Origin of the sequence: Shewanella sp. Choline-02u-19, assembly GCF_002836205.1 — a bacterium.
Classification (GTDB): Bacteria; Pseudomonadota; Gammaproteobacteria; order Enterobacterales; family Shewanellaceae; genus Shewanella.
This window is the reverse complement of the sequence record NZ_PJBE01000012.1, coordinates 1069388-1080734: the sequence shown is the minus strand read 5'-3', so window position 1 is coordinate 1080734 and position 11347 is coordinate 1069388. Positions and strand designations below refer to the sequence as shown.

The 11347-nt window shown below is 43.2% G+C and carries 9 protein-coding genes and 1 tRNA gene; 3 read left to right on the top strand and 7 right to left on the bottom strand.

The features are described 5' to 3' along the window. The first annotated feature begins 420 nt into the window (after positions 1–420). A complete protein-coding gene (locus tag CXF83_RS06795) occupies positions 421–930 on the top strand; it encodes a DUF4124 domain-containing protein (protein ID WP_101091461.1) in 510 nt (169 codons plus the stop codon). A 61-nt stretch (positions 931–991) separates the two neighbouring features. On the opposite strand, the gene CXF83_RS06790 is transcribed toward CXF83_RS06795, so the two are convergent. The 4 genes from CXF83_RS06790 to rluD form a co-directional block, all read right to left on the bottom strand. After that, positions 992–1315, bottom strand: a complete 324-nt coding sequence (locus tag CXF83_RS06790) for a hypothetical protein (protein WP_101091460.1) — start codon at positions 1313–1315, stop codon at positions 992–994. A 295-nt stretch (positions 1316–1610) separates the two neighbouring features. Next, positions 1611–4184, bottom strand: a complete 2574-nt coding sequence (clpB, locus tag CXF83_RS06785) for an ATP-dependent chaperone ClpB (RefSeq protein WP_101091459.1) — start codon at positions 4182–4184, stop codon at positions 1611–1613. A gap of 186 nt (positions 4185–4370) precedes the next feature. Next, complete coding sequence (gene pgeF, locus CXF83_RS06780; protein ID WP_101091458.1) at positions 4371–5117, bottom strand: peptidoglycan editing factor PgeF; 747 nt, start codon at positions 5115–5117, stop codon at positions 4371–4373. Then, positions 5117–6088 carry a 23S rRNA pseudouridine(1911/1915/1917) synthase RluD gene (gene rluD / locus CXF83_RS06775; protein ID WP_101091479.1) on the bottom strand — a complete coding sequence of 324 codons (972 nt, stop codon included), beginning with the start codon at positions 6086–6088 and terminating at the stop codon, positions 5117–5119. Before rluD ends, pgeF begins: the two co-directional genes overlap by 1 nt. 122 nt (positions 6089–6210) lie before the next feature. Here rluD and CXF83_RS06770 point away from each other — a divergent pair, with 122 nt between their 5' ends. Further along, positions 6211–6975, top strand: coding sequence for an outer membrane protein assembly factor BamD (locus CXF83_RS06770; protein ID WP_101091457.1), 765 nt, complete (start codon positions 6211–6213; stop codon positions 6973–6975). A 73-nt stretch (positions 6976–7048) separates the two neighbouring features. On the opposite strand, the gene CXF83_RS06765 is transcribed toward CXF83_RS06770, so the two are convergent. Genes CXF83_RS06765 through CXF83_RS06755 form a run of 3 tightly spaced genes read right to left on the bottom strand, consistent with a single transcriptional unit; the run spans position 7049 to position 10990 of the window. Beyond that, positions 7049–8110, bottom strand: a complete 1062-nt coding sequence (locus CXF83_RS06765) for a 3-oxoacyl-ACP synthase III family protein (RefSeq protein WP_101091456.1) — start codon at positions 8108–8110, stop codon at positions 7049–7051. Then, the gene (locus CXF83_RS06760; RefSeq protein ID WP_101091455.1) at positions 8101–8823 is read right to left on the bottom strand and encodes a hypothetical protein; all 723 of its coding nucleotides are present in this window, start codon (positions 8821–8823) and stop codon (positions 8101–8103) included. The genes CXF83_RS06765 and CXF83_RS06760 overlap by 10 nt, the downstream gene beginning before the upstream one ends. After that, entirely contained in the window at positions 8813–10990 is a 2178-nt protein-coding gene (locus tag CXF83_RS06755; protein ID WP_232775050.1) for an efflux RND transporter permease subunit, read from the bottom strand. The genes CXF83_RS06760 and CXF83_RS06755 overlap by 11 nt, the downstream gene beginning before the upstream one ends. Positions 10991–11224: 234 nt before the next feature. Between CXF83_RS06755 and CXF83_RS06750 the strand changes: the two genes are divergently transcribed. Next, positions 11225–11300 (top strand) — tRNA-Phe (locus CXF83_RS06750). The last annotated feature ends 47 nt before the right edge of the window (positions 11301–11347 follow it).

Genomic DNA, 11347 nt, shown 5'->3' with positions numbered 1-11347 from the left:
ATCAAATCTCCGAAGAGTTTTAACTCTCTAACACTGCTGCAAGTCCCGTACTACCTAAGTAGTTGGCCTGCTGTGCCGTGTCAGTGGATGCGCATTATAGGGGAATACTGATGGAGCACAAGAGGCTTTCTGAATAAAAAGTAATTAAACGCGCTGCCTGCGCATAAACCACTCACAATGAATATATATCATGCAAGACAGGCCGCTGATTGCCATTTGTTCTAATACTCAGCCTTATTATTCTGATTGTTTTACGTCTTCATAGCGTATTTTAATGGGCAAATAGAGTAAGAGCGTTTTGTTTCACCTATATAGAGGTAAAACTTTCTCAGTTGCTATTAATCTCGTTATCACGCTAGCATGAGTGATGTTAGTTGCATCTTCGAAACTAATCATAGATAAAGCTATGGAAGGTAATAAATGATATTAGAACCAACAAATGACCTTACTAGAAGCGGACATAGTCAAGGTGTATTAGCTCAATCGCTTTGGATAAAGCTTTGTGGCGTTTTACTGTTCGCGAGTCTATTTAGCACTCATTCATATGCTAGCGAAATTTATACATGGGTTGATGAACAAGGCGTAACTCACTTTAGTCAGGAACCTCCCGCGCAAAAAGAAGCTAAAAAAATCTATAGCGAAGACATTCAGCCGGCTAAAATAGGCAGTGTAGCGCCAACAGTCTCGGCCCCATTAGTAAAAGTCCCTACGGAGTTAGAGAAGTCGGCACTCGCAATAAAGAAATCAGATAAAGCACAAGCTAAAACAATTTGCGAAAGTGCTAAGCACAGCCTGAATGTATTAAGCAGTCATTCAAAACTTAATAAAAAGAGTGCAGATACAGGCAAAACCGTAGCAATGACAGAAGAGCAGCGACAAGCTGCTATTACCGAACAAAAAGAGCGTGTCTCTTTATTTTGCGAGAACTAACGAACATTGAACGAGCAAATATAGAAACAGACTCCGTTTGAGTCTGTTTCAAGCCCACGAGCTACTTGCTAGCCGTAAGGTTATACATTGAACGCGTCACACCATCTTCACATGCTTTAAGACCCGCTTTCCAACCATCATCAAATTTATCAAGCCCATCAAGGGCTGTATCCTTCGCTACTGAGTCATAAAGCTCTGCTTGTTGTTTCTTCATTACATAAGCATTTTTACAACCACGATAATATCCATAATGATACAAGCTTTCATATTCTTGATTACCCTCACCAATATAGGGCGCCGATGTTTGCTCTTTGTCACGGTTTGAGTCTGCACAACCTACGATTGTCATTGACGCTAAAACGATAATTGTTAACTGACGTTTCATACTATTGCCTCCCTGTAATTAAGTTAAATGCCCCCAATAGCCGTGGTACTTGAACACTGCTACTGACCGCTATCTATATTATTTTAATAACATTAAGTATTGTTGAATAATTGGATAATACAAACATATGGTCAATATGATGCAGAAGTCGTTCTATTCGGTAGGCTTGACACTACAAGGGAAGTAAAGCTGTACTAGCAATAGAATATAAATTGCTAGTGATACATCAAAAAGTGACATCAACTTTCGTTGATGCCACTATAAAACGAACAGAGTTACCGACTAAACGACGGTGTTACTGCGTAAAGTTGAGTTGTCCCGCGACAACCGAGACTTGTATCGGCGTTCCAGGTTGAAGTTGTCCGCTTAAGATCTTTTGAGCTAGTGGATTTTCAACCTCTTGCTGTAGAGCTCGTTTTAGCGGTCTCGCCCCATAAATAGGATCGTATCCCGCATCCGCAATAACGGCTAATGCTTCAGCACTGATCTCAAGCTCGTAGTCTTTTTCAGCCAACCTAAGCTGTAGCGCCTCTATTTGAATCGCAGCAATATGGGCAATATTAGCTTTATCCAGCGGATGGAAAACCACGGATTCGTCAATACGGTTTAAAAACTCCGGTCTAAAGTGCTGCGTCACGACCTGCATCACATTGGACTTCATCTCTTCGTAGCTTTGTGCACCAAAGCCTGCTTGAATAACATCAGAACCGAGATTTGACGTCATGATCACTACCGTATTACGAAAATCGACAGTTCGACCTTGGCCATCAGTTAAACGACCATCATCTAATACCTGTAATAAGATATTAAACACATCAGGATGTGCCTTTTCGACCTCATCAAGCAAAATAACAGAATAAGGTTTACGTCTTACCGCTTCAGTTAAATAGCCGCCCTCTTCATAACCTACATATCCAGGAGGCGCTCCGACCAAACGTGATACAGAATGCTTCTCCATAAACTCAGACATATCAATTCGTACTAGTGCAGATTCAGTATCAAATAGAAACTTGGCCAGTGACTTACAAAGCTCTGTTTTCCCCACTCCCGTCGGACCTAAAAATAGAAAAGAACCGATAGGACGACTCGGATCGGAAAGGCCTGCTCTACTGCGACGAATCGCATTAGATACAGAATCAACCGCTTCGTTCTGACCGATGACGCGTTCATGTAACGCATCTTCCATCTGCAATAACTTTTCCCGCTCGCCTTCAAGCATCTTTGACACTGGGATCCCGGTCGCTTTAGATAACACTTCAGCGATCTCAACGTCTGTCACTTTATTACGCAGTAAGGTCATATCTTGCATTTCAGCTTGGGCTGCCAAGTCGAGCTGTTTTTCAAGCGCGGGGATACGGCCATACTGTAACTCTGACATCCGCGTTAAATCACCGGCACGTCTCGCGACCTCTAAATCCATTCTAGCCTGCTCTAAATCAGCCTTGATATGCTGGGTCCCAGCAAGCGCGGCTTTTTCGGTGTGCCAAATCTCATTTAGCTCAGCCGCTTTTGCCTCAACCTCTTTTAGCTCAGTGCGAAGTACCTCTAAACGTCGTAAACTCGCTTCATCTTCCTCTTTCCTTACCGCTTGCTCTTCAAGTTTTAACTGAATAGCACGACGTTCGAGTCGATCGAGAGATTCGGGCTTCGAATCTATCTGGATTCTGATGCTCGATGCAGCTTCATCAATCAGGTCGATCGCTTTGTCAGGTAGCTTTCTGTCTGAAATATAGCGATTAGACATGGTCGCAGCCGCAACAATTGCAGGGTCAGTAATTTCAACATGATGATGCAGCTCATAACGCTCTTTGAGACCACGTAAAATAGCAATGGTATCTTCAACGTTAGGCTCATCCACCAGCACTTTTTGAAAACGACGCTCTAACGCAGCATCCTTTTCAATATATTTTCTGTACTCATCTAATGTTGTCGCACCGACACAATGTAGATCGCCACGTGCCAATGCTGGTTTAAGCATATTTCCCGCATCCATTGCGCCATCGCCTTTACCAGCACCGACCATAGTGTGCAGTTCATCAATAAAGAGGATAACTTGGCCCTCTTCTTGAGAAAGCTCATTAAGAACCGCTTTTAGACGTTCTTCAAATTCACCACGATATTTCGCACCAGCAATCAATGCGCCCATATCCAAAGATAGTACCCGCTTATTTTTAATGCCTTCAGGTACTTCATTGTTAATGATCCGCTGTGCTAACCCTTCAACAATGGCCGTCTTACCGACCCCGGGATCACCGATCAATACAGGATTATTTTTACTACGACGTTGCAATACTTGGATCGTACGACGAATTTCGTCATCACGACCAATTACGGGGTCTAACTTGCCCTGCTCTGCTCGCTCAGTGAGATCAACGGTGAACTTTTTCAGCGCTTGACGTTGATCCTCAGCATTAGGATCATCAACCTTTTGGCCATTACGCATCTGTTCTATGGTCGACTCCATTAACGCTTTTGTTGCACCAGACTTCTTTAACGCCTGTGCTAGGGCATCACTCCCTTCGAGTGCAGCTAATACAAATAGCTCACTTGAGATAAATTTGTCTTTGCGCTTTTGCGCTAATTTATCGCACAAATTCAGCACACGGATCAGCGCTTGAGATAACTGAACATCTCCGCCCGTGCCTTCTACTTTTGGTCGTTGTTCTAACTCTTGGCTCAGTAACGAGCGCAAAGTACTCACCTTAATGCCCGCTTGGGTCAATAATGGGTGAATGGAACCGCCGTCTTGATTCAGCAATGCCATCATCAAGTGGGCTGGCTCTATAAATTGGTGGTCTCGGCCCAATGCCAATGATTGAGCATCCGAGATAGCAATTTGGAATTTATTTGTCATACGGTCGAGTCGCATCATTCCTCCGATAACTCAGTTAGGTTTGTAGCTGGGACATGCATGGCGCACCGAGTTGGAAACTCCTAATTGGAGTACTTAATCCATTCACGCTTTGATACAAACAAGAATAGGTTTGCTCTACAAGACAGTAAAGCATCTGATAACTAAAATATGGGGGCTAACCGAGCAAATTCAAGTTATTTTTTAAGCATCGAGCCAAATAAATGATGCCATTCTGCCAGTGATACCGTCGCGGCGATAAGAAAAAAATGATTCATGATCCGTTACCGTACAACGCGTGTCAGCAAAAAGGGTTTTCACACCCGCTTTGGCTAATCTGAGTTTTGCCAATCCCTGAAGATCAGCGAGGTATTTATGGCTAAGATGTTCACTTGCAGGGACAAAACAGTGCCGAGCCTCTGGATGCTTTACTTCGAATTGTTGTTTTACTTCAGAGCCAACTTCAAAAGCTCTAGGCCCAATTGCAGGTCCTAAGTAAGCAACGATCTCTTGTGGAGAATGCGAAAATTTGTTTATTGCCGCTTCAATAATACCGTCACACAACCCGCGCCAACCAGCATGAACCGCTGCGACCTCGGTTCCGTTTTTATCACACAGTAAAATAGGAAGACAATCAGCAGTCATCACCACACACACTTGGTTGCTGTTATTACAGTAGCTCCCATCTGCCTGATGGACTTTGCTGTTATCGGCATCAACAAGGTTAATACTGTGAGTTTGCTCAAGCCAAGCAGGGGCTACAGGAAGGTTTAGGCGTTGCAAAATGATTTGCCGGTTACCGTTGACGCAAGTGATATTATCACCGACATGGGCACCGAGGTTGAGGCTATCAAAAGGGGGTAAGCTTATGCCACCTTGTCGAGTCGAAAAAGCTAAGTTTACCCCCGGAGGAATAAACCAAGCTTGTTTCTCATCGAAAACATCTGTCATTAAATAACAGGTGGATTATCAATCGTATCTTGACGAAGAGCTTTAGTCAGCTTCACCATATCAGCAGGAACAGGCGCTCGCCAGCTCATCACTTCACAAGTGAAAGGATGTGCTAGTTCAAGTCGAATCGCATGCAATGCTTGTCGTCTGAAAGCCATATAGGTTTCAAAAAAGTCTGGCGCAGCCCCTTTTGGAGGACGCGGTCGACCTGCATAAACAGGATCACCGACCAATACATGGCCGATATAAGCCATATGCACACGAATTTGGTGTGTACGACCAGATTCTAGGCGAAGGCGTAAACGCGTATGCAGTCTGAACTTTTCAGCCACGCGATAATGTGTCATCGCCGGCTTGCCATTGTGCACTACAGCCATATGTGTACGTTTGCTTGGGTGACGATCGATAGGTTCATCGACTGTACCGCCCGCAATAATCCCACCGAGAACAATCGCTTCGTATTCACGAGTGATCTCACGAGCTTGCAGTGCCGTAACCAAATGAGTTTGTGCTTCAACTGTTTTAGCCACAACCATTAAACCGGAAGTGTCTTTATCCAAACGATGCACAATACCTGCTCGCGGTACCAACTCGATACCAGGGCAATGATGCAGTAATGCATTCATTAGCGTACCGTCTTGATTACCAGCACCAGGATGTACTACTAGACCTGCTTGCTTATTGATAACCAAAATATGATCATCTTCATAAATAATATCAAGATCTATCGCTTCGGCTTTTGCGGATGTTTCCTCTTCCAGTGTTGCATCTACGACGACGTCCTGACCTTCCAGAACTTTCACTCTGGGTTTATCAGCAACTGTGCCATCGATGTATACTGCACCGGACAGAATCCACTCTTTAATGCGTGTTCGCGAGTAATCAGGGAACAAATCAGCCAGAGTCTGGTCCAATCTTTGGCCTGATTGTGTTGATGTTATCTCGCTTTTTAGTTTAATCTCTTGAGTCATATGAACCGTACCCACGTTTCGGGGTCCAAAAATGTTTACTATCTGTTACAATCGGATTGTTTCTATTTTATCGTGAAATGGAAAAATTCATAACTATAACTTTAAAAGAATCGAATTCAAGTATGCATAAATTTGCCAAAAGTGTTGCTGTAGTGCTAATTTCGCTTGCTGCTACGGCCTGTAGTAGTAAACAGGGCGAAGATCCTGCAATGATCAAAAGTTCACCTGAAGTGCTTTATTCTCAAGCAAGAACCTCTATGGAGCTGGGAAACTACAGCAAAGCAGTTCGTTCTTTAGAAGCTTTAGATTCCCGTTTCCCGTTTGGACCTCATAAAACACAAGTCCAACTCGATTTAATATTTGCTTACTACAAGCTTGATGACCCAGCTTCAGGCATTGCTAACATCGACCGTTTTATTAGATTAAATCCAACACATAAAGATATTGATTACGTTTATTATATGCGCGGTCTTGTCAATATGCAGTCTGATCGCTACCTTTTCCACGACATGTTAAATATCGATAGATCTGATCGTGATCCTAAAGCAGCACAAGATGCATTTAAGGATTTTGACAGACTGGTTAAGTCTTATCCAAACAGCAAGTATGCAGCAGATGCGCAAAAACGCATGCAACACTTAAAAAATAGACTAGCACTTTACTCGATCAAGGTAGCTGAATACTACATAAAAATGAATGCATGGAGTGCAGCCGCTATTCGTGCCCAGCTAGTAATGGAAGGTTATCCTGGTACACCGTCCACCGAAAGAGCTTTAGAGATCATGTCTAAAGCATATGGTGAGTTAGGACAAGATAAGCTTAAAGAGCATGCACTTATGGTCATGAAAGCTAACTTTCCAAGCAATAAGTTACTCGCGAAACAGTAATTAATAACCGTGTTTTATGACTGGTTATAAAAAATAAAGGCCTCAAATGAGGCCTTTATTTTTTTTAATAGATTTACGAATGTTGGTAAACAAATCCACCATATAAGTATTTAGTTGCCTCTGCGCCTAATATCATCACTTTGTCACCCGTTTCTAATACGCCAGAATTGATCAGTCTAGAGAGGCTGACCCATATTGCCGCTGAGCCTAAATTACCCAGCCATTTAGCATCGTTAATAACACGACTAGGTTCAATGCTCAGCGCTTCAGCTAAGAGAGTATCAATATGACCGTTCGCTTGGTGAGGTAAAATAAAACGAAAGTCATCAAGATGGTGTCCATGAGACTGCAGAGCCGCTAATCCAAGTTCAAATAATTGGCTGCCCTGCTTCCTAACAGCCGCAGTATTATGGTGAAACCTCGCCATTTGCTTATTAGCAACATCATTAGAACCACCATCAAGATAAAAGCCAGCGTCTTTACCAATGCCGATATGACCTAAATAGATATCAGAAATAATCCCAGAGGCACCGTTTGCTTGCTCAATAGGGGCCAACACTACCGCTGCAGCACCATCTCCCATTTGCACATAATTGACTAACTGTTCAGTATCGATAAATCGATTATCCATATCAAAGAAGACCGACCCCGTCTCACAGCCCACTATTGCCACTGGTTGCTGATTAACAGCACAAAAGGCAGACGCTATCTGCAGACCATTGGCAAAACCGGTGCAGGCTTGGCGTAATTCTAAATAAGGACCATGGTATGCCTGTTTGTCTGCTATCCACGCAGCATTTGGAGGCACCTGAGTATGGGGTGTGCATGTATGGGAAAGCAGATAGTCTAGCTGCTCCATTTCAACGTTTGCCGCGGCAAGTGCCCCCTTTAACGCTTGTACACTCAGCTCGATACTCGTCGGTGACGGCGCACTGGTCGCGGTATCAAGATTGCGGGTTAAATGTCGCCCCTGTATGCCAATTCTGCGAGCAATTGCTTTGGCTTTTCTCGCAGTTAGTAAGCCACATTGATACTTGAGCTTTTCAAGCAGCAGTTCGTTACTAATGTTGGTATGAGGCAAAGCGTGAGCGATCCCTTTTAAACACAGCGAATGCTTTGCAAATTTTACCGCCATTTAGCCTCCAGTTTTTGATTAAGTCTATCCAAACAGACCCCCATTGACTCAAATGCATCGCCTTGAGTCTGCAGTAACGTCATCAAATCACCCACGACGTACTCATGCTGATGGGAAAATTGATTCAACGTTGCTCCAAGTGCTATCGCGTGTTTACGGCTAACGTAGACATGCTTTGCTTCATCTTTCTTAATGAGGCCACACAATTGAGAAAAGCGATGTTCCTCGCCTAAATGGCAATGTTCAAACGCTTGCATAATATGGGTGACACAGGTATCTAATATGGCAATTCGGACAAAATGTTCACTGTAAGTACTCACCCGTCCCAGATGCGCATAAAAGCGTTTTGCTTTTCTTTGCACTTGAGTGAACTCGGGCAATTCACTCAATGAATGCGCTACCTGTTGCAGTGCAATATCATGACGATGCTCGTCCGCTTCGACATCTTGTAAGCAGACCACTAAAGAATGCTGGTGCTCTGCGGCTAAACGCTGGATCTCACTGTTAAAAACTAACTGTGCCGACTGTTCACCGCACAGTAATAAGGGTAATAGGCGACTCATTGCATCTGTTTGAGTATCGCTAAATTGCACTGGCTTGTGTTGAGTATCTCCGAGCCAACACATGATCCGCTGACTATTTGCAGTCAAAGCTGTATTAGCCCCTGTAACAGGCTTAAGCGGAAAACAGCGAGTAAGTACCTTAGTCTGCATGCTTTCTCCTTAATATCCAGCGCTGGTAAAGCACAGGTAACATCAAAACATCAAAGCCCCAAGCAAATAGCACCACCAAACAAGAGAGCAAACTCAGTTGTGAGATAGGCGCAAAATCAGACATTAACCCGATAGAAAACCCCAAGGCGATGGCAAGCGTGGTAAAGGTGATCACGGGTAAGACTTTGCTTAATGCATCCCACATCACAGTAGTGTCACTGTCACCGCAATCTTTACTGGGCAATCTAAGCATCAAATGCAAAGTATCGTCGACAATAACGCCCAGCATCATCCCCAATACAACCGCGGTACCGAGGCTGATAAAACCACCATTGAGTTGCCATAGAGCAAACACCCACAGTAAGGGTAAAAAATTAAGTAATAGTCCCATCAAGCCAAAGACTAACGAGCGTTTCAATATACTGAGCAGCGCCGCTAGCGCAAGTAACGCCACACCGAATGAAATCAGCATATTATTAGCATTGTCGATACTGAGATGGGCAAACAATAAATTACTGCCAAGAGACGGGCTGACATCAATATTTTGAGCATTGCTTGCTAACCAAGTATTCACTTTAGTTTCAAATACCACCAACTCCATCGCTGTCATTGGCACTAAATACAAGGTCACTAAACTGGCATTCTTGCGCTTATTTAGTTCGCTTTGTAAGCGTAATTGCACGACTGACTTTTCAGTTAATAAACGCTTAAACTGGTTCTGCCCCATACCGGTACTTTTGATCCAATCACCCAGATGCTGAACCTTATTAACCTCAGGTTGTGCTTTTAGATAACGAGCAAATTTATAAATAAAAGCCAATTCAACTTTATCAAGCTGAGCACCTGCTTTACTACTAACAACATAGTGTTGTAAGTTGATCCCCGCAAAGTACTGTCGCATTTTTTGACTAGATACTGTGAAGGAGTTATTCGATTCGAAGTAACCTAAGGGGTCATCATTGAGGGTTAGCTTGGATACGCTTATCAGTGAGAGAACACTAAGCAATACAATCCCAAGTATTACAGCATTGGGTCTTTTTACATTATATTTGGCGAGTGATAGTACTGAACCAAAGTTCATTTCAGTCTGTTTAGTGGGCTTAGAAAAACCAGCAAAGTAGATTAATGTGGTTAGGCTTAATAGGTAATTACACAGAACCGCAAATGCTACCAATAAACCAAAGCTCTGTATGGGTGGCGATGGGCTAAACATTAATAAGCAGAAACCCAATATGGTAGTCAAGGTAGAGTAAAATAGTGGCGCTTGATTGACGCTAACGCTGTGCTCAAGTGCTTGAGTATTTGACTTACCTAAGTTGATTGCACGCCGCCAAGCAAAATAGAGATGAGATGCATACGCCAAAGCCAGTGTCACAATAATCACAGGGACAAAGGCGCTTATCGCAGCCAATGTTAGCTTTAACCAAGCCGCGATGCCTAAGGTCAAAATAAGGGTTATAACGCTATTAAGACATAACGCAGTAATCCACACTTTTTGCCTGATAAAAAGCGCTGCCATCAAAAAGATAATACCCAATAACGAGGGTGCAAACCAAAGTAAGTCATGACGTAGCACTTTGGCATATTGCCAATTTAAGGCATGCGTGCCGTTGAGATAACAATTTACATTCATTGGCAGCCAGAAAGCACTTGTTGCAGCATCGATTTCATCAAGTGTGCTCATCAACCACACACTGCGCGTAGCAAAGGATTTAGACTGTGCCTCATTTAGTTTTAGTTGTAATAGTATGGCTTGGCCATTTTCCGATAAAACAGACGCTAGGCGTGGATGTTTTTTATAATTAAGTATCTTATCCGCGCTAGCATCACCTTGAAGAAACTGATTGTAGCCCTGAACACTTAATACATTTGGATTGCCTTTTAACTGTTCTATAAAGGTGAGAAGAGGTTCAGTAAGCTCCGCTTCTCGCCAATCTTGCTTACTTTCAAGTAGTAGCCATAATTGGTCGTGGCGTTCGAAACTATCGTTCATCTGGTTAAACGCTACAAACCGAGGATCGGTTGGTGAGAAGTAATCACTAAAGTTAACATCGAGGTTGAGTCTATGCAGACCTAACAAAGAGAGCAGGATCAACAAAATGATACTGACAAACAGTCCTAATGGATGGCGCTGAATAGTCCAAACAGTTCGAATGTGAAGCCCCAAACAATTTCTCCTCGTCGATCTTTTTCTCTGTATAAAGACAAGACCGTGGAAAGGCCTAATAAATTCACATAACTTTAACATTACTTCATCGTAACGCTACCAAAGTGATCCATTGCAATGAATCGCTTAGTTCTGCAGCTAAACGCTGGATAATTCAACGTGCGAACAAAAGAAAGCACCATTTAGCAAAAAATAGTTGACTCAAATCAGTAAAAGCCTTTTAATAGCGCCGTTGCCCGAATAGCTCAGTCGGTAGAGCAGAGGATTGAAAATCCTCGTGTCCCTGGTTCGATTCCGGGTTCGGGCACCAATATTTAGTTTAGGTGTAGCAACATTTAGACCAGAGTCTAAGGCAAG

Coding starts and splice junctions, on each gene's coding strand:
- rluD (WP_101091479.1), bottom strand. CDS start 6,088: ATGACTCAAGAGATTAAACTAAAAAGCGAGATAACATCAACACAATCA.
- CXF83_RS06770 (WP_101091457.1), top strand. CDS start 6,211: ATGCATAAATTTGCCAAAAGTGTTGCTGTAGTGCTAATTTCGCTTGCT.
- CXF83_RS06760 (WP_101091455.1), bottom strand. CDS start 8,823: ATGCAGACTAAGGTACTTACTCGCTGTTTTCCGCTTAAGCCTGTTACA.
- pgeF (WP_101091458.1), bottom strand. CDS start 5,117: ATGACAGATGTTTTCGATGAGAAACAAGCTTGGTTTATTCCTCCGGGG.
- clpB (WP_101091459.1), bottom strand. CDS start 4,184: ATGCGACTCGACCGTATGACAAATAAATTCCAAATTGCTATCTCGGAT.
- CXF83_RS06795 (WP_101091461.1), top strand. CDS start 421: ATGATATTAGAACCAACAAATGACCTTACTAGAAGCGGACATAGTCAA.
- CXF83_RS06765 (WP_101091456.1), bottom strand. CDS start 8,110: ATGGCGGTAAAATTTGCAAAGCATTCGCTGTGTTTAAAAGGGATCGCT.
- CXF83_RS06790 (WP_101091460.1), bottom strand. CDS start 1,315: ATGAAACGTCAGTTAACAATTATCGTTTTAGCGTCAATGACAATCGTA.